The 23,814-nt window shown below is 73.8% G+C and carries 14 protein-coding genes; 5 read left to right on the top strand and 9 right to left on the bottom strand.

Translation table 11 applies throughout. The annotated features are described in order from the left end of the window. Positions 1 to 84: 84 nt before the first annotated feature. Complete coding sequence (gene eccD, locus OG823_RS22860; protein ID WP_371481478.1) at positions 85 to 1,560, bottom strand: type VII secretion integral membrane protein EccD; 1,476 nt, start codon at positions 1,558 to 1,560, stop codon at positions 85 to 87. 515 nt (positions 1,561 to 2,075) lie between these two features. On the opposite strand from eccD, the gene eccCa reads away from it, so the two are divergent. Together eccCa and OG823_RS22850 are read left to right on the top strand one after the other, a co-directional pair. After that, on the top strand, positions 2,076 to 6,029 hold the full coding sequence (gene eccCa / locus OG823_RS22855) for a type VII secretion protein EccCa (protein WP_371481477.1): 3,954 nt from the start codon (positions 2,076 to 2,078) through the stop codon (positions 6,027 to 6,029). Between the two features lie 492 nt (positions 6,030 to 6,521). Further along, entirely contained in the window at positions 6,522 to 7,937 is a 1,416-nt protein-coding gene (locus OG823_RS22850; protein WP_371481476.1) for an APC family permease, read from the top strand. A 68-nt stretch (positions 7,938 to 8,005) separates the two neighbouring features. Here the strand turns inward: OG823_RS22850 and OG823_RS22845 are convergent, their stop codons facing one another. The 6 genes from OG823_RS22845 to OG823_RS22820 form a co-directional block, all read right to left on the bottom strand. Beyond that, on the bottom strand, positions 8,006 to 9,268 hold the full coding sequence (locus OG823_RS22845) for a hypothetical protein (protein ID WP_371481475.1): 1,263 nt from the start codon (positions 9,266 to 9,268) through the stop codon (positions 8,006 to 8,008). A gap of 97 nt (positions 9,269 to 9,365) precedes the next feature. After that, positions 9,366 to 9,911: a SigE family RNA polymerase sigma factor gene (locus OG823_RS22840; protein ID WP_371481474.1), complete on the bottom strand. Its 546-nt coding sequence runs from the start codon at positions 9,909 to 9,911 to the stop codon at positions 9,366 to 9,368. Between the two features lie 87 nt (positions 9,912 to 9,998). Then, positions 9,999 to 11,258: a type VII secretion-associated serine protease mycosin gene (mycP, locus tag OG823_RS22835; RefSeq protein WP_371481473.1), complete on the bottom strand. Its 1,260-nt coding sequence runs from the start codon at positions 11,256 to 11,258 to the stop codon at positions 9,999 to 10,001. A 166-nt stretch (positions 11,259 to 11,424) separates the two neighbouring features. Continuing rightward, positions 11,425 to 11,715 carry a WXG100 family type VII secretion target gene (locus OG823_RS22830; protein WP_371481472.1) on the bottom strand — a complete coding sequence of 97 codons (291 nt, stop codon included), beginning with the start codon at positions 11,713 to 11,715 and terminating at the stop codon, positions 11,425 to 11,427. A gap of 78 nt (positions 11,716 to 11,793) precedes the next feature. Beyond that, the gene (locus tag OG823_RS22825; protein ID WP_371481471.1) at positions 11,794 to 12,093 is read right to left on the bottom strand and encodes a WXG100 family type VII secretion target; all 300 of its coding nucleotides are present in this window, start codon (positions 12,091 to 12,093) and stop codon (positions 11,794 to 11,796) included. Positions 12,094 to 12,272: 179 nt separating this feature from the next. Next, positions 12,273 to 13,919: a type VII secretion protein EccB gene (locus OG823_RS22820; RefSeq protein WP_371481470.1), complete on the bottom strand. Its 1,647-nt coding sequence runs from the start codon at positions 13,917 to 13,919 to the stop codon at positions 12,273 to 12,275. Positions 13,920 to 14,313: 394 nt separating this feature from the next. Between OG823_RS22820 and eccE the strand changes: the two genes are divergently transcribed. From eccE to OG823_RS22805, 3 genes are all read left to right on the top strand, one after another. Continuing rightward, on the top strand, positions 14,314 to 15,516 hold the full coding sequence (eccE, locus tag OG823_RS22815) for a type VII secretion protein EccE (RefSeq protein WP_371481469.1): 1,203 nt from the start codon (positions 14,314 to 14,316) through the stop codon (positions 15,514 to 15,516). Beyond that, on the top strand, positions 15,516 to 16,286 hold the full coding sequence (locus tag OG823_RS22810; protein ID WP_371481468.1) for a hypothetical protein: 771 nt from the start codon (positions 15,516 to 15,518) through the stop codon (positions 16,284 to 16,286). The genes eccE and OG823_RS22810 overlap by 1 nt, the downstream gene beginning before the upstream one ends. A gap of 186 nt (positions 16,287 to 16,472) precedes the next feature. Then, positions 16,473 to 18,695 carry a MinD/ParA family protein gene (locus tag OG823_RS22805; RefSeq protein ID WP_371481467.1) on the top strand — a complete coding sequence of 741 codons (2,223 nt, stop codon included), beginning with the start codon at positions 16,473 to 16,475 and terminating at the stop codon, positions 18,693 to 18,695. An 89-nt stretch (positions 18,696 to 18,784) separates the two neighbouring features. Here OG823_RS22805 and OG823_RS22800 read toward each other — a convergent pair whose 3' ends face one another. Together OG823_RS22800 and OG823_RS22795 are read right to left on the bottom strand one after the other, a co-directional pair. After that, entirely contained in the window at positions 18,785 to 19,774 is a 990-nt protein-coding gene (locus OG823_RS22800) for a bifunctional riboflavin kinase/FAD synthetase (RefSeq protein ID WP_371481466.1), read from the bottom strand. 65 nt (positions 19,775 to 19,839) lie between these two features. After that, on the bottom strand, positions 19,840 to 23,808 hold the full coding sequence (locus OG823_RS22795) for a serine protease (protein WP_371481465.1): 3,969 nt from the start codon (positions 23,806 to 23,808) through the stop codon (positions 19,840 to 19,842). Between the last annotated feature and the right edge of the window lie 6 nt (positions 23,809 to 23,814).

The raw sequence follows: 23,814 nt of genomic DNA, 5'->3' as shown, positions 1-23,814 counted from the left end.
ACCAGTGCCCGCCGCCGGTCCCTCGATCGGGTCGGCGGCGGGCGCGGGTGGGGCGCTGTCGGGTGCGGTGCGGGGTGGTTCAGCTCACCCGGTGGCGCCGCGGACCAGGTTGTAGATGTCGAGCACCGCCAGTGCCAGCGGGACGAGCGCCATCAGCGTCACGCTGTCCACCAGGTCGAGGATCCGGCCCCAGAACGGCGAGACGCCCAGCCTGGGGACGACCAGCGCGATGGCGGTGAGCACCGCGGCGCCGAACGCGATCGAGGCGGCCAGCCAGATGGTGCGCAGGTCGATCTGGGTGCTGCCGGCCGTGGTGAGGCCGTGGGTCGCCCGGAGGATGAACACCGGGGTGTGCAGCGACAGTCCGACGATCAGCAGCGAGAGGCCGAGCAGGCCGGCGATGGTGAGGCTGAAGACCTGCGCGGTGTAGCGGAAGAGGCGGGCCCGCAGCATCGTCGAGATGCCGATCGCGAGCGCGAGCAGCTGGGGGAACATCGCGTCGGTGAAGCCCAGCACGGTGCAGGCGCCGACGATGACCGCGGCGCAGCCGCCGACCAGGCCGACCAGCACCTCGTGCCCGCGGCGGGCCTGCTGGGCGATGCGCTCGTACTGGACGGTCTCGGACCGGCCGTTGTCGTCGTCGTAGTCGCGACTGCGGGTCCGGGTCTGGCCGGGGGCGCTGAAGCCGACGGGCAGCCGGGCGAACCGGGCGGACAGGGCCGGCAGGAACCCGATGACGGCGACGGCTGCGACGCCGGTCACGGCGGCGACGTGGTTGGCCGGGGTGCCCGGCAGCAGGACCGCGGCGAAGGTGGCCAAGGTCCCGGCGGTGGCGACGAAGGCGGCGGCGACGAAGACCGAGTCCTTCTCCGGCAGCAGACCGACCAGCAGTACGGAAACGACCAGCACGGCCACGCAGCCGACCAGGAACTGCAGCCGGCCGGGGCCGTCGCCGACGGTCGCGACGGCGATCACGCCGCTGCCGCCGATCAGCGCGTGCGGCAGGGCGCCTAGGCCGAGCGCCAGGGCCGCGTCGTGGTCCTGGTAGACCCGGGCCCGCACACCGGCGAAGGTGGTCAGCACGACGGCGGTGACGCCGGAGAGGACGCCCGCCAGGCCGTGCATGTCGTGGCGCAGGTCGGAGAACCAGAGCGCGAAGCCGAGCAGGGCGAGCAGCACCCCGGCGCCGATCAGGCCGAAGGCCCGCATCAGTTCGGGGCTCCAGAAGCGGCGGTCGGCCTCGACCGCGGAGGCGATCGCGTCGGCCACGTCGTCGTAGACGGCCGGCGGCAGGGACTCCGCGAACGGACGCAGGCTCAGCAGGTCCCCGTCGCGCACCTGCTGGGCGGCCAGCGGCAGTCCGCTGTCCAGGACGGTGCCGTCACGGCGGACCAGGTGGAAGCCGGTCGGGGCACCGTCCGGCTGGGTCTGGCCGGACAGCCTCAGCACCTCGGGGTAGACGTCCGCGAGCGGAACGTCCTCCGGCAGTGCGACGTCGATCCGGCTGTCCGGTGCCACAACGGTGACCCGGCAGAATCCGGTCGTTGCGTTGGCGCTCACCAGCGCTCCCCCTCGTTGACTGTGCGTCGTTGACCGAGCCCCGGTCTCCCGGGCCTCGTTGACCGATCCCGGCCCGCTGCCGCCCGTTCGGGCTTCGGCCGGCCTCCCGTGCCGCGCCGCCGCCGCCGGAACTGACTCGATCCGGCCGACAGTTGGCGCGGCGTTACCCTACCGCCCGGCCCGGACCCGCCGCTTGGGGGCCCTGCCGGGCGCGCCGGTGCGGGCCGGATCCGGCCCGGCGACAACCTGTTCGCCCGGGTTCCGGGTGGGATGTCCGGCCCCCGGGCTCACCGATTCTCCGCCGGACCGCCGCAGTTCGCCGCCCTCGGGGGCCGCAGAGCCGCCCCCCGGCCGAACGGGCGTGGGCGACCAGTAGGATCGGCCCCTGCGCAAGGCGTACGGGGGAACGGCAAGAGGCTCCTCCGCGACGCCTGCGGTCGGCGGAGCGGGGGCGGCGTCATCACACGGGGCGTCCTCACCCGTACGTATCCAGTTGCGTGAGGGCTGATGCTGTTGTGAGCGTTGTGACCGTCAAGCGTCCGGCGAGGGCGTATCCGCCCGCTGTGCCGGACGAGCCGGTGGAGCTGGTCACCCCGCCCGAACTGCCCAGGACGGGCAGCGAGGACTGGATGATGAACCTGCTGCCGCTGCTCGGCATGGGCGGTTCGGCGGCGTTCTTCTTCTCGCCCGGGGCCCAGGGCCCGATGAAGATCATGGGCGTGCTGATGGTCGCCTCGACCGCCGGCATGGCGGTCGCGCAGTTCGTCCGCCAGCGCAAGGGCGGCAACTCGGGCACCGCGGACGAACGCCGGGACTACCTGAAGTACCTGCAGCAGATGCGCCGTCAGGTCCGCCGTACGGCGGACCGCCAGCGCGGTGCGCAGCTGTTCCTGCACCCGGAGCCGGACCAGCTCTGGTCGGTGGTGGCGGAGGGCCGCCGACTGTGGGAGCGCAGGCCCAGCGACATGGACTTCGCGCAGATCCGGCTCGGCCGGGGGCCCCAGCAGCTCTCGACGCCGCTGGTGGCGCCGCAGACCGCGCCGATGGACGAGCTCGAACCGCTCGCGGCCGCCGCGATGCACACCTTCCTCAAGTCCCACGGGACTCTGCAGGAGCTGCCGTTGGCCGTCTCGCTGCGGGCGTTCTACCACATCACGGTGTGCGGCGACCCGGACACCGTGTACGGAAACGTCCGGGCGATGATCGCCCAGTTGACGACGCTGCACTCGCCGGACGACCTGATCGTGGCGGTCGCGGCGGCGCCGGGCGCGGTGGACGAGTGGGAGTGGACCAAGTGGCTCCCGCACACCCAGCACCGCAAGGACAACGACGGGGCCGGCTCGCGCCGCCTGATCGCCACCGGCCTCGGTGAGCTGGAACTGCTCATCGAGAACGAGCTCTCGGGCCGTCAGCGCTTCACCCGCGACGCGGTGCCGAGCCCGGACCAGCCGCACATCATCGTGATCATGGACGGCGCCGCCGTCCCGCAGGACTCCGTGCTGGCCGGCGCCGAGGGAGTGCAGGGCGTCACCATCATCGAGGTGGTGCCGGGCGACCTGGACGAGCCCACCGGTCACCTGATCGTCACCGTGCGGCCCGACGAGCTGCTGCTGCAGTCGGCCTCCGGCGCGACCTACTCCGGCAAGCCGGACACCCTGTCCTCCTGGCAGTCCGAGGCGCTGGCCCGCCAGCTCGCCCCGTTCCGGATCTCGGCCGGCGGCGACGACGTGGACCCGTCGCTGCTCAGCATGGACTTCACCGAGATGATGAACACCGGTGACCCGGGCTCCTTCGACCCGGCCCGCCACTGGCGGCCGCGCCCGATGCGCGAGAAGCTCCGGGTGCCGCTGGGCGTCGGGAGCAACGGCGAGTACGTCTGGCTGGACATCAAGGAAGCCTCGCTGGAGGGCATGGGCCCGCACGGCATGTGCGTGGGCGCCACCGGCTCGGGCAAGTCCGAGGTGCTGCGCACCCTGGTGCTCGCCATGGCGGCCACCCACTCCTCGGAGATCCTCAACTTCGTCCTCGCCGACTTCAAGGGTGGTGCGACCTTCGCCGGTATGGCGGAGATGCCGCACACCTCGGCCGTGATCACCAACCTGGAAGGCGAGCTGACCCTCGTCGACCGTATGCGTGACTCGATCGAGGGCGAGATGAACCGCCGCCAGGAGCTGCTGCGCACGGCGGGCAACTACGCGAACATCAACGAGTACGAGCGGGCCCGCGCGGCCGGCGCCGCCCTCGACCCGCTGCCCTCGCTGCTGCTGATCATCGACGAGTTCTCCGAACTCCTCTCCGCCAAGCCGGACTTCATCGATCTGTTCATCCAGATCGGCCGGATCGGCCGCTCGCTCGGTATGCACATGCTGCTCGCCTCGCAGCGCCTGGAGGAGGGCAAGCTCCGCGGTCTGGACACCTTCCTCTCCTACCGCCTGGGTCTGCGCACCTTCTCGGCCGCCGAGTCGCGGGCCGCGATCGGCGTGCCGGACGCCTACCACCTGCCGCCCATCCCCGGTGTCGGCTACCTGAAGTTCGGCTCCGACGTGATGGAGCGCTTCCGGGCGGCGTACGTCTCCGGCCCCTACCGTCCGCCGGGCCAGCAGCGCACCAGCGGCGGCCGGGTGGTCACCGCCCAGCCGGTGCTGTTCACGGCGGCCGAGGTGCCGGTGATCGAGCCGGTCGTCGAGGAGGTCGTGCAGGACGTCGAGGAGGTCGACGACTCGCTGCTCGACACCGTCCTGGACACCTTCGTGAGCCGGATGGTCGGCCAGGGCCCGGCGGCCCACCAGGTGTGGCTGCCCCCGCTGGACGAAGCGCCCAGCATCGACCAGCTCGTCCCCCCGCTCCAGGTCACCCCCGAGCGCGGGCTCACCTCGCCGGAGTTCGGCGCGCTCGGACGCCTCGTGGTGCCGGTCGGCGTCGTCGACAAGCCGCGCGACCAGCGCCGTGACGTGCTCTACCAGGACTACGCGGGCGCGGCCGGTCACGGCCTGATCGTCGGTGGCCCCCGGTCGGGCAAGTCGACCCTGGTGCGCACCATGGTGGCCGGCTTCGCGGTCACCCACACGCCGTCCGAGGTGCAGTTCTACCTGATGGACTTCGGCGGTGGCGGATTCCAGAGCCTGCAGGGCCTGCCGCACGTCGGTGGCAGTGCGGGCCGCCTGGACTCCGACAAGGTGCGCCGGATGGTCAGCGAGGTCAGCGGCGTCCTGAACCGCCGCGAGGAGCTGTTCCGCGCGGCGGGCATCGACACCATCGGCACGTACCGCACCCGGCGGGCCAACGGCCAGCTCCCGGACGAGCAGTTCGGCGACGTCTTCCTGGTGATCGACGGCTGGCTCACCTTCAAGCAGGAGTTCGAGGCGCTGGAGCCGATCATCGGCGACATCGCGCAGCGCGGTCTGGGCTACGGCATCCACCTGGTGATCACCGCCGCCCGGTACGCGGAGCTCCGCCCGGCGCTCAAGGACCTGCTGCAGAACCGCACCGAGCTGCGGCTCGGCGACCCGATGGAGTCCGAGGTCGACCGCAAGGTCGCCCAGAACGTCCCGGCCGGCCAGCCGGGCCGCGGTCTCACCGCGGGCAAGCTGCACTTCCTGTCCGGCCTGCCCCGCCTGGACGGCTCCTCCTCCACCGAGGACCTGGTGGACGGCGTGGCCGGCCTGATCGAGGCCGTGGACAGCGCCTGGACGGGCCCGCGCGCGCCGCAGGTCCGGATGCTGCCCGGGGTCCTGGACGGCAACGCGCTGCCCAAGGGCTTCGAGCACCCGGAGCTCGGCATCGCCTTCGGCGTCGACGAGCTGGAGCTGGCACCGACCTTCGTCAACTTCGAGACCGACCCGCTGTTCATCGTCTTCGGTGACACCGAGTCCGGGAAGTCGGCGCTGCTGCGGATGCTGATCAAGCAGATCACCGAGCGGTACACCCCGGACCAGGCCGGCATCGTGGTCGGCGACTTCCGCCGCGCACTGCTCGGCACGGTGCCGCCGGAGTACCTGGTCGAGTACGCGGCGGCGGCACCCGCCATGACCAACATCGTGGAGATGCTGCGCGGGGCCTGCTCCCGCCGCCTGCCCGGCCCGGACGTGACCGCCGAGCAGCTGCGCAACCGCAGCTGGTACAGCGGCAAGGACATGTTCGTGATCGTGGACGACTACGAGCTGGTGGCGACGCAGTCGGGCAACCCGATGGCGCCGCTCGCCGAGTTCCTGCCGTTCGCCCGCGACATCGGGCTGCGCATCATCATCGCCCGCAGCGCGGGTGGCGCCAGCCGCTCGATGTACGAGCCGATCATGCAGCGGATGAAGGAGCTGGGCGGCCAGGGCATCATCCTGTCCGGCAACAAGGACGAGGGCGCGCTGCTCGGCACGGTCAAGCCGCAGCCGCTGCCGCCGGGCCGGGGCATCTTCGTCTCGCGCCGGATCGCCAGCGGGCAGATGGTCCAGACGGGGTGGCTGCCGTCGCAGTGATCCCCCGTTCTCCGGCCTGCCGGAGGTGACCCGTAGTGACGGCGAGGGCCGGACTCCCGAGGAGTCCGGCCCTCGCCGCGTCCAGCACGCGAAACGTTATGGAGTTGATTCGGGGCGCGCACAACGGTTCCCGCACCCCGGTCGGACCCGGCTCCGGGCGCCCCGACTCCCATTGACCCACCTGGAGGAGAAAAGGCAGAGCCAGCATCGACCTTCGATCCAGTGGCCAAACCTCGAAGATAACCTTTGATTCATTTGGGTTTTGCCGAACTTAACAAGTCGGACATCTTTCGCAATTACCGTGCGTCATGATGAGATCGCATGCCTATGCGGCTTATCGCAACGGATTCCGAAGCCGATCGGCATTGACGCACCCGATACGTGCAAGGTTCCATGGCGGCCCGGGAGCGAAAGAACCAGGACCACACGAAACGCTGCGGAGGCGATACCGCTCCCTCCCCCAGGACCGCACAGAGCCGATCGGAACCGTCCATGACCGACACGCTTCGCCCGCCACTCGCCGTAGCCCCCACTGCGACGACCGACGGCACCGCCGAGGCACCGCGCAAGCTCAGCCGCTCGCTAGGCGTGGTCGGCGGCACGCTCCTCACGCTCTCCTGCGTGACGCCCGCCTCCTCGCTGTTCGTGATCGTCCCGACGCTCTTCAACACCCTGGGCACCGCGACCGCGATGACCATCGCGATCGGTGCCGTCCTCTGCGTGGCGGTGGCGTTCTGCTACTCGGAGCTCGGGACCCTCGTCCCCAGCGCCGGCGGCGAGTACGCCATGGTCGGCACCCTGGCCGGGCGGTTCGCCGGCTGGCTGGTGTTCATCCAGTCGCTGATCGTGGTGCTGATCGTGCCCTCGCTGATCGCAATCGGCACGGCCGCGTACCTCGCCCCGATCGTCAACGTGGACCCGATGGTGGCGGGCGCCGCGGTCATGGTGGCGGCCACCGTCGCCGGCCTGCTCGACCTGCGCGCCAACGCCTGGATCACCGGTGTCTTCCTGGTCCTGGAGGTCATCGCCTCGGCGGTCGTCTCCGTCCTGGGCTTCGCCCACGGCCAGCGCGGCATCGGCAGCCTCCTCCACGGCGTGACGGCCGACGCGAACGGCGCGACCAGTGCGGTCGGCCTCGGGGCGATGCTGGCCGCGATGGGCACCGCGCTCTTCGTCACCCAGGGCTTCAGCACCGCGATCTACCTCTCCGAGGAGCTGGAGAACCCGCGCCGCAACGTCGCTCGCACCGTGCTGTGGACGCTCGGCCTCTCCGTGGTCGTCATCCTGATCCCGGTCGTCGCCATCACCCTCGGCGCCCCCGACGTCGCGACGCTGACCGGCGGCGACGTCTCCGGCCTGGTCGCCGGCTGGAGCGACTCGGCGCTCGGCACCTTCATCAGCCTCTGCATCGCGCTGGCGATCATCAACGCCGGCATCGTGATGGTCATCCAGAACTCCCGGGTGCTCTTCGCCTCGGCCCGTGACAAGGCCTGGCCCGAGCCGGTCAACAAGGCCTTCGGCACCCTCAACCGCTTCAACGCCCCCTGGGTGGCCACCCTCGCGGTGGGCCTGCCCGGCGCCGCGCTCTGCTTCGTCCCCAACGGGCTGCTGACCAACATCACCGGTGTCGCCGTCGCGGCGCTCTACCTGCTGGTCGCCTTCGCCGCGCTGCTCTCCCGCCGGGCCCACCACAAGGACGCGCCCGCCTGGCGCCAGCCGCTCTGGCCGGCCCTGCCGATCCTGCTGATCCTGGCGCTGGCCTACGTGCTCACCCAGCTCGACGTGACCGCGCTGCTCTGGACCGGCGGCATCACCGCGGCCGCGACCCTGTACTGGGCGCTCTACCTGCGCCCCCGCCAGGACACCCGCTGGGTGATCACGGTGCCCGAGGACGACCAGGCCGCCTGAGTCCCTCCCCCACGACGCGTCGGTGCCCCGGACTTCCGCCGAAGTCCGGGGCACCGACGCGTCGCGCGCTACTTCTTCAGCTGCCACAGCGCACTGGTCGCGACCGCCTGGAGCTGTGCGTCGGTCAGCGCCGGGGTGCTGCGGGTCGCCGGCTTGTTCGGACCCTCGCGGTTGTACGCGCTGATCACCACCCGCAGACCGTCCTTGCGCAGCGTGTCGACGGTCCACATCCCGCCCTGGTGCTGGGTGACCACCCGGGTCCCGTCGGGCAGCGGCTGGACGCCCGCGAAGTGCTGGTCCAGCCCGTGCTGGCCACTCCAGTCCTGGACGTTCAGCTCCACCATGCTCTTGCCCCTGCCGTCGTTCACGACGAAGTTGGCGTAGCCGTCCTGCCCGTCGGTCTCCGTCTCGGTGAGACCGGCCGGGAGCAGCCCGGCCGTGATCGAGAGGATCTCCTCGGCGGTGTACTCCTTGACGAGAACCGGCGTCGGCGGCTCCGCCGTGACCACGATGCCGGCCACGACCTTGTCCCAGGACCTGTCCGTCACCAGCGCGGTGAGCTGCGCGACCGTGAGCGGCGGGTTGGGGCGGCTGACCGGCCGGCCCTTCTCCGCCGGCGCGTTCCACTCGTTGACCGAGACCACGCCGCCGTCCGGCCGGACCAGGGTCGCCGTCCAGTCCTTGGTGTCGGCCCGGCGGTCGGGGTACTCGTAGCCCTGGAGCACGGTCAGCGTGGAGCCGTCCGGGAGCGTGCTGCTGGTGCAGCCGTCGTACGGCACGAACTTCTGGTCCGGGCACTTGTCGTCCTCACGCCGCAGCTGCTCCGGCGAGCGGCGCTGGACCGAGACGCCGATCTGGGCCTGTCCTCTGCCATCGTCGAACACCACGTCGGCGCCGGCCGCACCGGACGGCTTGCCGTCCGTACCGCGGCTGTCCAGCACGGACGTCCCGCCCTTGGGCAGCAGTGCCTTGAGGAGGGCGACCATCTCGTCGCCGCTGACCGGCGTGACCGGCGCGACGGGCGCGGAGGCGGCCGCGGACGGCGTCACCGTGGGCCCGGTGGAGGCGTCACCCCTGCCCGAGGCCCCGCTCCCCGCCGGGGCGGCCGGAGCGGCCGGGCCACCGAGGCCGGCGAGGTACACCCCGCCGGTGCCGATCAGGGCCAGCGCCGTCGCACCGCCCGCGATCGCGACGGCGGAGCGCCGCCGCCAGCGCCGCCGGCCACGCTGCAGACCGCCCGCGAGGAGCGGGGCCTGCGGTGCCTGGAAGGCGTCGCCGGTACGGGAGATGGCGTAGAGAAGATCGTCCTCGAACGTGTCGTCTGCGGGCATGGCTGATCACCGATTCCGTGGTCGCGGGGTTTCCAGGAGCTTTCGGGGGCGGCGGGCCGCTCCGCCGGGGTTCCCGGCGGGTTCCTCGGCGGGCGGCTCAGCGAGCGGCCAGCTCCGCCAGTGAGTCGCCCAGCAGGGCGCGTAGCCGCACCAGCGCACGGCTGGTGCGGGTGCGGACGGCGCCGGAGCTGGAGCGCAGGATCTCCGCCGTCTCCTCGACGCTGCGGTCCTCCCAGTAGCGGAGCACCAGCACCGCCCGGTCACGGGCGGACATCCGGCTCAGGGCGTCGAGCAGGGTCAGGCGCAGCGTGCTGTCCGCCTCGCGGCCCGCGGGCTCCGGCACGTCACCGGTGGGCCGTTCGGTGCTGGAGCGGCGGCGCTGCTGCGCCAGGAAGGTGCGCACCATCACCGTGTGCGCGTACGCGCCGGGATTGTCGATCCTGGCGGACCGGCCGGTCCGCCAGGAGGTCCGACGCCAGAGGACGTACATGCGGCCGAGCGTCTCCTGCACGAGATCCTCGGCCAGGTGGGTGTCGCCGCTGGTGAGCAGACAGGCCGAGCGGTACAGGTGACCCGCGCGGCTGGAGACGAGTTCGAGGAACTCGGCGTCCTTGACGTCGCGTGCTGTACCGGCCCGGCCCATCCGTGTTCCCCCAGTGCTGTCCCTCTGCGCTCCCCCGACACTGGATAGATGCGCCGGGGGCCCGGAGACGTTACAGCCCGGCCCGAATCAGATCCGGGCGCGCCTGCGGTGGTCGCGGAGCACGACGGCGCCGCCGCCGAGCAGCGCCACCAGCAGGGCGGCGACGGCCACCACGTAGGTGGCGGTGCGGCGGTCCCGGTCGCTCTGGGTCTCGGCCAGGCCGAGCGGCTGCGGCAGCACGCCCGCGGCGGCCAGCTGCACGGGCGCGTCGGGGGTGGCCGTGGCCGCTACCGGGCTCGCGCCGGTCGGCGCGACGGCCTTCACCGGGTCGACCACACCCCAGCCGACGAACCGGTTGGGGCCGTGCGTGGTGCGCTGGGCGGTCTGCTCGATCCGGGCCCGCACCTGGGCGGGGGTCCAGTCGGGGTGCTCGCCGACCAGAAGGGCCGCCACGCCGGCGACGTAGGGGGCGGAGAAGCTGGTGCCGTTGTCCAGGCACTGGCCGCCCTTGGGGACGGTGGAGAGCATGTCGACACCGGGGGCCGCGATGTCGACGAAGTCGCCGTACTGCGAGAAGTCGGCCCGCTCGTTGTTGCGGTTGGAGGCGCCGACGGCGAGCACGCTCAGGAAGGCCGCCGGGTAGGTGGGGCCCTCCTTGCCGTCGTTGCCGGAGGACGCCACCACGACGACCTTGGACTTCTCGGCCAGCTCGATGGCGTCCTTCAGCTCGGGGTAGCCGCCGAAGGTGCCGTCGTCCTTGTCGGCCCGGACGTCCTGGGAGATGTTGATCACCTTGGCGCCCATGGTGATCGCGGTCTTGATCGCCTGGACCAGGCTGTCGACGTCGCCGTTGCCCTCGCTGTCGTTCTGGCGGATGGCCAGGATGGAGGCGTCCTTGGCGAGCCCGACGAAGCCGGACTCCGCGCGGGGCGCGGCGGCGATGATCCCCGCCACCTTGGTGCCGTGGCCGACGGTGTCGGTGGTGCCGTCGCCCGGTACGGGGACCTTGTCCTTGCCACGCAGCAGGGAGCCGCCGTTGACCACCTTGCCGGGCGCCGCGAGCTGGGGGTTGGTGTTGTCCACACCGGTGTCGATGACGGCGACCAGGACCCCGGCCCCGGTCACCTTGCCGTCCTGCCAGACCTGGTCCAGCAGGACCCGCTGAAGGGCCCAGGGAACGGTCTTGACGTCGCTCGCCGGGCTCGGGCAGTCACCTGCGGCCGCGATGCCGACCGGGGTGTCCGCCAACCGCGGCCCGGCCGGCCCGGCGTACGCGGGCGCGGCGGCCATGCCGCCCGCCACCACGAGCGAGGCCGCCAACGCGGCCGCCTTCCGGTACCTACCCACCGACACCCTGCCACCCCTCGTATGTCACCCGTGGTCGAACAGCCGGGAGCGGTCCGGCAGGCCGGACGGCGCGGCTCCCGTGCGCGCGAGGGGCGGGCGTCCGCTTCGGACGCCCGCCCCGTACAGCGAAGTCGGGCTCGCCTCTCGCGGGGCGGGCGCCGGCTGATCAGGACCAGATCTGCTTGTTCTTGTTCTCGGTCTCCTGGTAGCCCTGGGCCGCCTGGTCGAGCGAACTGCCGATCTGGCCGAGCACCTGCTGGAGGTCGGCGGCCTTGTTGTCCCACTGCGCCTGGTAGGCCTGGTAGCCCTCCTGCGCAGCACCCTCCCAGGAGGCGGCGATCTTCTTGACGCCGGACTTCAGCTCGTCGAGCTGGGCCTGGATGCGCGCGGCCGTCTGGCGGACCTCGGAGCCGGCGTTCTGGATGACGGAGAAATTGACGAGAATGTGCCCGGACATGCTGTCTCCTTGTCGAGGAATCGGTGCGGTCCCCGCTGGGACCGGCGAGCGAGTGACGCGGTAGCCTCAGCGGCCGAACTAGCCGACCCGGCCCATGGAGGACTGCTGAGCGGCGTCCTGCTCGGAGTAGGCCTTCGTGGTCGCCTCGATGGCGTGCTGAATGGCGCGCAGCGCCTCGTTCAGACCGCGGGCGTCCTCGTTGAACCGGTTCTGAAGGTTCTGGTAGGCCGTCGCGGCCTGGCCCTGCCAGCCCGAGGCGATCGACGAGACGAGGCTGTCGAGCTTCTTCAGCTCGCCCTGCACCTGCTCGCTGACCTCGCCCATGTGCTTGGCGAAGGAATCCATCTCTTCAGCGGTCGTCCTGAACTGACCAGCCATGATCTACCGTCCCCCATGAGACAGACAATGTGTCCGGATGGCCCGGCGCGGCCCACCCGTCGACACCACGGTGTGGTGTCCCCCAGCACTTTAGTAGGCGTACGCAAGTCACCCAACACCGGGAGCCGGGTAGTTACCAGACCATGACACTGGTGCCAGGCGCGTCGCCTGACAGCACATCAGGAATTCTGCTGCTGAAGCGCCGTCTTCGTGTTCAGCCCGGGGCCGTCGGGGACCAGGTCGGACCACTCCTTGGGGACCGGGAGCGGCTGGATGTCCTTGTAGCCGAGCCGGGCCTGCGTGCCGCCCTCGTCCTGGGCCGCCTGCTGGGTCTGCTGGCCGTCGGCCTGTGCGGACGCCGTCGGGGCCGGCGAGGTGCTCTTGGCGGCGCCGACGGCGTCGCTGTTGGCCTGCACCGCGTAGCGCAACCCGGTCTCGGTGATCAGGAAGTCACTCCCGGAGCCGCCCGATCCGGCGTCCACGGCCCGGTAGAAGAGGCCGTACCCGGCCGTCACGTGGGCCGAGCTCGACCCGCTGCTGTACGTCGTCGGGGTCTGCGTCCCGACCCAGACGCTGCGCTTGGGCTTGCCGTCCGCGTCCATCCCCGTGAAGGTGCTGCAGACGACCTTCTTGGCGTCCTTGGAGGCGTCCCAGGTGTTCATCTGGTGCCCCGACTTGGCGGGCCAGTCCGGCGACAGGCCGAGCTTGTTCTCCTTCAGCGTCCCCTGGCCGTACTTGGCCTGGTCGGCCGGGGTCAGTTCGTCGACCTTCGGGTGCTTGTCGCTGTCCTGGTCGTAGAGGCCCTGCAGGGCGGGGTCGTTCTTCAGCAGGGAGCTCTGCAGCTCGGTGATCGGGTAGAGCTGGTCGGCGCCGACGACGTAGTTCTTCTCGCCGAACTTGACCAGTCGGCCGATCTTCCGGTCCGCGGGGTTCTGCAGCTGCACGGAGGAGTTGGCCGACTTCGCGGAGGGGTTGACCTTCGGGATCTGCGGGAAGGTGATCGCCATACCGGCGTCGAGCGTCTTGATCCACTCCGGCTTCACCCGCTGCGGGCTGGCTGTCGCCCCGAACAGCGCGGTGACCAGCGCCTTCTTCTCCTCGTCGGAGGTCTGCGTAGTGCCGATCGCGTGCGAGCGGCCCAGGGCGTCCACCAGGAAGTACTGCAGCCTGCTCTGCGTGCCGACCGGCTCCTGCCCGCCGATCCGGGAGTCGTCGATCTGCTGCACGAACACGGCCTGGTCGACGTCCAGGACCTCGTCCTTGTCCGCCAGCTTCTTGGCGTCCGCGCCGCCCGCGACGAAGACCGTCTGGTTGACCGTCTCCTGCTTCGCGTCGGAGCCGGGACTGTCGCAGACCGACCACAGCATCGGCTGGCCGGCCACGTCCTTGCTCGGCAGCTTGTCCGGCGCGTACTGGATCCCCACCGTGGGACCGTGGTTGGGGTAGGCGTCCAGCACCTGGTCGGCGACCACCACCACCTTGGAGTCGACCGACAGCAGCAGCCGGGCGGACGCCATGTTCAGCACCTGGTGCAGCCGCGGCGTACCGGTGCCCTGGTCGGGCAGGATCACGTACCGGGTGGTGGACGTCTTCCCCTGGATGATGTTCTTGCCGTTGTCCCACCCCACGGGCGCACTGGGCTTGAACGCGCCCCACAGGCCGAAGCCCGCCACCACCAGCGTCCCCACGACGATGCTCGGCAGCACCGCCTTGACCGGCCTCGGCGCGTCCTCGTCGCTGCCGCCCCCGCCGGGCAGCAGGAACGCGCCCACCGTGCGCTTGCGGGCGAAGGTATAGGCGTTCAGCTCGTCCCGACGTGATGCCATTGCTCGTCGTCTCCCCTGTATGACCGACATCTGCTGTGTGACCTGCAGTCATGGCGCGGTTCCCGTGGCCCGGGCCGCAGTCGAGTCTGCCACCCGCCGGGCGAGGACCACAGCGAACCCTCTACGATGCGGCAGCAGACGGTGAGTACGGTACGGGTACGGTTCACGAACCGGCCAACCGGGCCGCGATATCTGAGCAGAGAGGGCCACTCGGGGGATGCCAAGCCAGACCGCTCCAGGGCGACGGAGCACATCGCAGGGCAGGGCCGCGAGCCGCGGCGGCCGCCGCGGCGGCGCCGCGCCGGCCGCACGGACCGCCTCCGGCGCCCCCGTCCCCGTCAAGCTCCACCCGAGGCCCGGACTGCTCGGAAGCCGCCTCCGACTGCAGCAACTCGTGTTCGTCGAGGTCGCGGTGGCGCTGGTGGCGGTCGGCTGGACCATCAGCAAGGCCGCCGCCGGGGCCTTCGCGGTGCCCGCCGCCGCGCTGGTGGTGCTCGCGCTGATGCCGATGCGAGGACGCACCATCCCCGAGGCCCTGCGGGTACGTTCCGACCTGAAGGCCCGCCGCAAGAAGGCGCAGGACAACGCGCCGGTGCCCGGCACCGACCCGGGCCTGGCCCCCGCGCTGGAGCTCGAACCCGCGCTGCGCACCTGCACGCACGCCACCGAGGCGGACTTCGGCGGGCGCCCGGTGCGCCGCGAGACCGGCATGGTCGGCGACGGCACCTTCCTGAGTTCGGTCCTGCTCGTGCAGGCGAAGGACCAGCCGCTGCGCCCCGCCCGGACCTCCCTCCCGCTGCCGCTGGACGTCATCTGCTCGGCCCTCCAGGTGGACGACATCGCCCTGGAGTCGGTCCAGTTGGTCCAGCACACCCAGCCCGCTCCGGCGCCGCACCTGCCCGACCAGTCGCTGGCCGCCCGGGCGTACCAGCAGCTGCCGGACGGCACCGCCACCCCGGGACTGCGCCTCACCTGGGTCGCCCTCAAGCTCAACCCGGAGAAGGCGTCCAGCGCCGTCCTCGCCCGCGGCGGCGGCGAGGAGGGCGCCCGCAAGGCCCTCCAGCGGGTCACCGACCAGCTCGCCGGGCGACTGAACGGCGCCGGCTTCACCGCGACCGCCCTGGACGAACGCGAGCTGATCGCCGCCCTGGCCATCTCCACCTGCGCCAACCCGATCGCCGTGGCGGGCCGTCAGGGCACCGGCGGCGGCGGCGGGAACGCCCGTCGCACCCAGGAGAGCGCCAAGTTCTGGCGGATCGACGACCGCTGGCACAGCACCTACTGGATCTCCAAGTGGCCGCAGCTCAGCCGGCCCGGTGGGACGCCCGGCCGGATCGCCGCGCCCGACCTCGTCAACCTGGTCACCGGCACCCCCGCGCTGGCCAGCACCTTCAGCCTGACGGCCGGCCCGGGCACCGGCGACTCGGTGGCGATCAGCGGGCACGTCCGGGTGACCGGGCGCAGCGAGAGCGAGGTCGCCCAGGTGGGCCGGCTGGTCGAGGCCCGGGCCCAGAGCGCCGGTCTCGGCCTCACCCGGCTCGACCTGGAGCAGGCACCCGGCCTGCTCGCCACGCTGCCCCTCGGAGGGACTTCCTGATGGCCTATCAGAACTATCCCACCGCTCCGGCACCGGCCCAGGGCGCCGACCAGGCGAACGCCCGGCCCCGGATCCTGCCGGGCTTCGGACTGCGCGGACCCCGGCGCGAGAAGCACGTGCTGACCCCCGAGGACCTCGGCGCGATGGCCTTCCCGGTCGGCGACGACGGCGTGGTGATCGGCGTCGACCCGCAGCAGCAGCCGGCCGTACTCGGCCTCTTCCGGCCGACCGCGTACGACCTGGTCCTGGTCGGCGGCGTCTGGACGGCGCAGATCATCGCGCTGCGGGCCGCCGCGACCGGCGCCCGGATCGCGGTCGAGACCGCCCGTCCGCAGCTCTGGGCCCCGATGGCGCAGGCGGCCGGCGGCGGACAGCCGTGCGTGACCGTCCACCAGGTCGGCCGGCTCGGACCGCAGGGCGCCTCGGTGGCGTCGCCGGTGCTGGTCGTCCGTGACCTCGGCGCCCGCCCGCCCCGCACCCGGCTCTCGGCCGCGCCGTGGCAGACCACCCTGACGCTGCTGCCCTACCTCGGGCCGAACGCCACCCGACTGCTGAACGCCGCCGACCTGGTCGGCGTGCAGCGGGTCTCCCCCCAGGAGGCCGAGCTGCTCGGCCGGGTGCTCTCGCTGGGCGAGCAGGACGTGGCCTCGCTTCCCTCCCTCGGCGAGGACATCACGCTGTGGGCGACCCGGGTACGGCGCCAGTACGTCCGCACCCTCGCGGGCCAGGCCGAGACGCAGGTGCTGGGCGCTCCGCGCCGGATGGACTGAGTCCACCCGGCCGCTACCGCGCCGGGCCCACCCCGGGGCACCCTGATGAAGGGGGCCCCGGGGTTCACCCTGAAGGGGGTGACCCGGGGCAGGATGAGACACCGCCTTCGGCGCTCGGCGAATCACGTCCTAATCTTGATGCGCAACGGCACCGCGACGCGCGGCGGCGAACACGAGGGAGTCCAAGTGAGCAGCGATCGGGACGGCGTCTACGTCGGCGACAACGCGGCGGAGGACGACGACGATTGGTCCGACGCACCCGACTACACTCCCCCGTCCTGGTACACCCAGGCCGATTCGGCCGCGCCCGAGGCCGGGCCGGGCCCCGCACCGACGCCCGCACCGACGCCCGCACCGGCACCGGCACCCGTCCAGGAGCAGTACGCCGCCCCCCTGCCCGCGCAGCAGGCGGCCTCCCCCGCCGTGGCTCCCGCGCCGGTCGGCCCCGCACCCGTCGGCCCCGCGCCGGTCGCGCCCGCACCACTGGCACCCGCACCGCCGCACGCCGCCGAGCAGCCGCCGCTCGCGGCGGCCCCGCCCGCACCCGCGCCGGTCGCGCCCGCACCCGCACCCGCACCACTGACACCCGCACCGCCGCACGCCGCCGAGGCAACCCCGCCGGTCGCGCCCGCGCCCGCCCCCGCGCCCACTCAGGAGCAGCCGCCCCCGTGGGCCGGCGCCCCCGAGCCGCAGCAGTACCAGCAGCCCGGTCCGCCGCAGCCGCAGCACCCCGATCAGCAGGCGCCGCTGCCGTATCCGCCGCAGGCCCAGCAGCCCTACCCCCCGCAGCAGCAGTACCCGCCGCAGGTCCCCCAGCACGCACAGCAGCAGGCCGCACCGCCGCAATATCCGGGCCCGGACCAGCAGCAGGCCGCCTGGGCCCAGCAGCAGGCACAACAGCAGGCGCAGCAACAGGCGCAGCAGGCCCAGCAGCAGGCCCCCGTACCGGGCCCGCCGGTGGACCCGCGGCAGGGCGGCTGGCCGCAGCCGGCCGCCTACCAGCCGCCGGCCCCGCAGGGCCAGGGTCAGGGTCAGGGCCAGGGCCAGGGCCAGGGCCAGAGTCAGGGTCAGCAGGGCTGGCCGCCGCAGGGCGGAGTCCCGCAGGCGCCGGCCGCGTTCCAGCAGGGCGGTCCTCCGCAGCAGACCGCGCACGGCGCGCCGCTCGGCTACACCGCCGCGGTCGAGCTGTCCTCGGACCGCCTGCTGCGCAGCCAGCCCAAGCAGCAGCGCCAGCAGTCGCGCTTCCAGTTCGGCGGCAAGGCGGCGGCCGCCGACCGCGCCCGCAAGCTGGAGATCATCCGCACGCCGGTGATGAGCTGCTACCGGATCGCGGTGATCAGCCTCAAGGGCGGTGTCGGCAAGACCACGACCACCACCTCGCTCGGGGCCACCCTGGCCAGCGAACGCCAGGACAAGGTGATCGCGATCGACGCCAACCCCGACGCCGGCACGCTCGGCCGCCGGGTGAAGCGCCAGACCGGGGCCACCATCCGCGACCTGGTCACGGCCATCCCGCACCTGCGCAGCTACATGGACATCCGCCAGTTCACCTCACAGGATCTGCACTCGGGCCTGGAGATCCTGGCGAACGACGTCGACCCGGCCGTCTCGACCACGTTCAACGACTCGGACTACCGCCAGGTCATCGACGTGCTCGGCCGGCAGTACCCGATCATCCTGACCGACTCCGGCACCGGCCTGCTGTACAGCGCGATGCGCGGCGTGCTGGATCTCGCCGACCAGCTGATCATCGTCTCCACCCCCAGCGTGGACGGCGCCAGCAGCGCCTCCACCACGCTGGACTGGCTCTCCGCGCACGGGTACGCGGACCTGGTGCAGCGCTCCATCACGGTGGTCTCCGGGGTGCGCGAGACCAGCAAGATGATCAAGATCGAGGACATCGTCGCGCACTTCCAGACCCGCTGCCGCGGGGTGGTGGTCGTCCCGTTCGACGAGAGTCTGGCGGCCGGCGCCGAGGTCAACCTCGACATGATGCGTCCCAAGGTGCGGGAGGCCTACTTCGAGCTGGCCGCCCTGATCGGCGAGGACATCATCCGGGCCCAGCACGGCGCCGGACAGCAGGGCGGCTGGCAGCAGCCGGCCCCCGGGGCCCCGTACCAGGGCCAGCCGTACGGCCAGCAGAACGAGTGGGGCCAGCAACAGCAGCAGCAGTACCCCCAGCAGGGCCAGGGCGGCTACCCGCCGCAGCAGCCCGGCCAGGCCGCCCCCGGCGCGCCGTGGGCCCCGCAGCCCGGCCAGGCGCCGCCGCCCCCGCCGGGCTACGGCTACCCGCCGCAGCAGGCCGCACCGGGCGCTCCCGAGGGTCAGCAGCCGCTGCCCCAGGAGTGGGCCCAGCAGCCGCCGCAGGGCGGCGGCTACGGCTACCCGCCGCCCCAGCAGCAGCAGTAGCGGCACCACACCCGTGAGGGCCCGCCGGCATCGCGCCGGCGGGCCCTCACGGTCGTACGGGTTCCTACGGGTTCGTACGGGTGGCGCGGTCAGCCGGCCGCGGTGGTGCCCGCGTCGCCGGTGCTCGCGCCGGTGCCGCCCGCGCCCGTGAGCCCCCGGGAGCGCTCGACGTCGTCGGCCATCCGGACCAGCAGTGCCTCGATCGAGTCGAACTTCTCCATCCCGCGCAGGTACGCCAGGAAGTCGACCGCCACGTGCAGGCCGTAGAGGTCCAGGCCGATCCGGTCGATGGCGTACGCCTCGACGGTGCGGGCGGTGCCGTCGAACGTCGGGTTGGTGCCGACCGAGATCGCGGCGGGCATCCGCTCGCCGGCCGCCGTCAGCCAGCCCGCGTACACCCCGTCGGCCGGGATCGCGCTGTGCGGGACGGTCTCGACGTTCGCCGTCGGGAAGCCGAGCTCCCGGCCGCGCTGCGCGCCGCGCACCACCACGCCCTCGACCCGGTGCGGACGGCCGAGCACCTCGGCGGCGCCGGCCAGGTCGCCGGCCGCGACCAGGCGCCGGATCAGGGTGGAGGAGAACGGCTCGCCGTCCCCCGCCGCCCCGCGCACCTGGAGATCGACCACCTCCACCTCGAAGTCCGCCTCCCGGCCGAGCTTCGCGAGCAGCTCGACGTTGCCCGCCGCCTTGTGCCCGAAGCGGAAGTTGGGGCCCTCCACCACGGCCCGCGCGTGCAACGCGTCCACCAGGACCTGCTGGACGAAGGTCTCCGGGGACTCCTGCGAGAACTCCAGGGTGAACGGCAGCACCAGCACCGCGTCCACGCCCAGCTCCGCGATCAGCTCCGCGCGACGCGGCTGCGGGGCGAGCAGCGGCGGGTGGCTGCCCGGGCGGACGACCTCGCTGGGGTGGGGGTCGAAGGTGACCACGACCGCCCTGGCGCCGAGTTCGCGGGCGCGCTCGACCGCCCGGTTGATGATCAGTTGATGCCCGCGGTGCACTCCGTCGAACGAGCCGATGGTGACGACGCTGCGTCCCCAGTCGGCGGGGATCTCCTCCAGGCCACGCCAGCGCTGCACCCTGACCGCTCCTTGTTCCGTACGACGCGTACCTTCTGTACGCTCAAACGCTCAAAACCGAACCCCTATAGCGTGCCATGCGCGCGGCGCGGATTCGGCACCGGAAGGCCCGTTGGCCGCCGCGACCCCGACTGCCCCTCCCCGGGCGCCGCCGACGGAGCCGACGGCCCGGGCTCCCGCCCGGTCCCCGGTGCGGTGGACCGGGGACCGCGCCCGGCCGCCGCCAGTGCCCGCAGCCGGGCCACCCGGGGGCCGCCGGGCAGGGGCGGTACGTACTCGTCCGGCCACTGTGCCAGCAGGGCGGCGAAGGCGGCCGAGCGTTCCGCGCAGCGCACCAGCACCTCGTCCGGCTCCGCCAGGGCCGCCGCCGCGAGGGCCACCAGCTCCCGCAGCCCGGCCCGGTCGCGGCCCTCGCAGCCCTGCGCGAGGAGCTCCATTACGCCGGTCGGCACCCGTGGATCGCTCTCGGCGGCCAACAGCGCGCCCAGCAGATCGGCCCGGGCCCGCCCGCCCGGCGGCGGACCGGGTGCGGGTTCGGGTGCGGGTTCGGCCGCGCGTGCGGGTGCGGGTGCGGGTTCGGCCGCGCGTGCGGGTGCGGGTGCGGGTTCGGCCGCGCGTGCGGGTGCGGGTGCGGGTTCGGCCGCGCGTGCGGGTTCGGGTGCGGGTTCGGGTGGTGAGGCCAGGGTCGCGGCGAAGGCCAGCCGGGCGGTGGCCGGACACGCCGTCAGGACCGTGTCGATCAGCGCCCGTAGCTCCACCGGCGTCCCGGCGGTCCCCGGCAGCCGCCGTAACCGGAGCTCCAGGTACTCCCCGGCGATCTGCTCGGCCCGCTCCGGACGCTCCCTCAGCAGTACGGTGGCCAGCTCCGCACCGCGCCGCAGCGCGAGCGGCGCACCCGCCCCGGCCAGCAGCCGCAACCCGGCACCGAGGGCCGCCTCCGGGGCCGTCAGCCGGGCCTCCAGCGCGGCGAGTACCGGCTCGGGGTCGCTCTCCAGCGCCGGCGCGAGGACGGCGGCCGTCAGGTACGGATCACCCGTGCCGTACGCCGCCAGGGCCGCCGGCAGGTACCGGGCCCTGGTGGACGGCTCCCGGACGAGCAGCGCCAACGCCGCGCCGTGCAGGGCGGGCTCGTCCTCCCTGGCCAGCAGCGCCAGCGCGGTGTGGCGCAGCAGCTCGGCCCCCGGGCCCGGGGCGTACGGGGCGGCCCGCAGGGCGTGCACGGCGGCGGCCACGTGGCGCTCGGGGCGGGGGTCGTGGCTCCAGCGGTCGACGGCCCGGCACACGGCGGACGGCTCGTCGGCGGCGAGCAGCCCCAGCAGGGCGTCGGCCCGCGGGTGGGCGGCGTCGGCCAGGTGCTCCGTCAGGTCGTCCAGCGCGAGGCTGCGGTGGGCGTGCAGCAGGCCGTGCGCCAGGTCGGCGACCGTCCGCGGGCCGGAGCCGCCGGGCTGGGCGGGCGCGGCGGACTGCGCGGGCACGGTGTTCCGATCGTCCAGCCAGTCGCAGAGCAACGGGATCACGGCGGCCGGATCGGCCCGCAGCCGGCGGGCGGTGGCGGCGAGGAACCCCTGTTCGGGACCGTCCGCGCGGACCAGACGGCGCAGCAGGCCGAATTCGTCCTCCGGCGCCAGCCCGAGCCCGCTCCAGAAGGCGGGCCCGAACCGGACCGTGCCGGACGGGACGGCGGCGCCCGGGACCGGGCCGGACGCCGCCGGGCCGGGCTCCGCAGGCCGTGGGGTGGGCTGCGGGGCCGCCTGCTCGGCGGTCCACTCGGCCAGCCGCGTCAGCAGGGCGCGATGGGCGGCAGGTTCGGGTGAGTCGGCCAGCGCGCCCGCGAGCAGCCGGGCGGCCCACCAGGCGGGTTCGCTCCCGGGCGGCAGGAGTTCGAGTGCGCGCCGGAGGCGGTGCAGCCACGGGTCGAGTCCGGACGCGCCCCAGGTCTCACCGATGCCGCGCAGGGCTGCCAGCACCGGCCCGACGCGGTGGCGCGGCACCTGCACCGGTCCGGGCCCGGCCGGCGGGCCCGCCGGGGCGCCCTCGTCCGGCCCGGCCGCCGGGCCGCCCTCCGCGCCTGCGCCCTCGTGGCCCACTGCTGCGGGCCGCTCCGCCAGCAGCAGCCGCAGCGCGGCGTCCAGGTCCAGGTGGAGGCCCTGCAGCCGGTCGAAGACCTCCTCGTGCGCCGGGCGGTAGCCCGTTCCGGCCGGGACGAACAGCCGCTCCGCGAGCACCGCGCCCGCCCATCCGGCCGCCGTCGGGAACAGCTCCTCGAAGACCTCCCGGCTCAGGCTGCCGTGCCCCGGGCCGAGCATCCGGCGGCCCGCCTCGTGCACCCGGCCGGCGACCGCCACCGCGAGCCGACGCAGCCGGCCGTGGTCCTCGGCGGCCGGCGGCGGCCCGCCCCGGCGATGCGCGCCCTGACGCCGGAGCTGCGTCGACGCGGCGATCCGGCGGGCCACGGCCAGGCAGCGCAGGTCCAGGTGGCCGCCGAACAGCTCGCCGCGTGAGGCCGGTCCGCTCCCGACGCCCGCCGTCCACAGCTCCCCGGCCAGCCGCAGCGCGAGCGGGTGCCGGGCGTCGGCCGGAGCGAGCCAGTCGGCGGGCGGACCGTAGCGCCGACGGGCCCGCTCGGCCGCCTCCGCGGGCAGCGGGCCGAGCCGGTGCACCCGCGGTGGGTCGGCGGCGGCCGGACCGGCGGCGTGCGGGCCGGCGGCGGCCGGGCCGCCGGTGTGCGGGCCGCCGGGGCGGGAGCTGCCGGCGAGCTGTTCCCAGGCGTCCGGGCCGCAGGCCGTCAGCAGCCGGGCCCCGCAGCCGTCCAACCAAGCCGTGGCCTGGGCCAGCCAGTGCGCGTCGAGGGCGGCGGGCGCCTCCTCGGGGGCGTCCAGCAGCACCAGCAGCGGCCGGTGCGCCGCCGAACAGAGCCGGGCCACCTCGCCGGGGTCGGGTCCCGCGCCGACCCCGGGCAGGTCGGCGGCGAGCAGCCGGGCGGCCCCGGCCAGCGCGCGGCCGACCGCCTCCGCGAGCGGCCCGGCGGGCGGCGGGCCGGCGGGGCCGCCCGGAGCGGCGGCGCCGGTGCGGCCGGTGGGGGCCGCCCGGGCCGCGCCGGCCGGCGCCAGGTCGGCCCCGCGCAGCCAGAGCGTCGGCAGCGCCCGCCGGCCGCCCGCGCGGCGGACGGCCAGCGCGGCGAGCTCGGTGCTGCGGCCGCTGCCCGGTGCGCCGAGCAGCACGGTGACGGTGGCCTGCGGCTCCTCGCCGACCAGCCCGTCCGGCCGGTCGACCCGGTCGGCGGCCAGGTCGGCGACGGCCCCGGGGCCCGCTCCCGCGGCGGCCAGCTGACGGGAGGCCAGCCCCAGCACCCCGGCGAGGTTGAGCGCCCGGCCGTACCCGGGGACGCCGGCCGCGTTGCGCGCGAGCAGCTGCGCCAGGGCCTCGTCCCCGTCGTGCGGTACGGCGGCCAGGGCCTCGGTGCGGTCGTCCCCGAGGGAGCCGGCGCCGCGCAGCGCCGGCACGACCACACCCAGGACGGCGCCGTTCTCGGCGTCCAGCACCGGGGCGCCGGCCGTCGGCGGGCCGGTGAGCTGGGGCAGGTCGAGCAGCAGGGCGCCGCCGATCACGTGGAAGCCGTCCGCCCACCGGTGGACCGCGGCGGCGACGCCCAGTACGCCGCCCTGTAGCAGGCCCGGCCGCCCGTCCTCGGCGGCCTGCCGGGGGACGGCGACCAGGCGGCCCGCACGGGCCCCGCCGGCCGGGGCGATCGGCAGCGCCGGCACCGGCAGGCCGCCGACCTCCTCCGTGCGGAGCAGCGCCAGGCCCTGGGCCGGCAGCAGCAGCACGCTGTGGCGGCCCAGCACCCGGCTCTGGCCGCCGTGGGTGTGCAGGACGACCCGGTCGAGCCCGGCGACCGTCTCGTAGGCCGTCAGGACGGTGCCCTGGAGATCCGCGACGAAGCCGAGACCGCGCAGGCCGCCCCCCGGGTCACAGATCCGCAGCAACGCCCGTGCCGGCTCCCTCGCCGCCCCGCCGAACGGGCCACCCGCCATGCCGAC

This window comes from Kitasatospora sp. NBC_00315, from assembly GCF_041435095.1.
GTDB lineage: Bacteria > Actinomycetota > Actinomycetes > Streptomycetales > Streptomycetaceae > Kitasatospora.
Note: the sequence above shows the minus strand (reverse complement) of the source record. Positions and strands in the feature narration are given on the sequence as shown.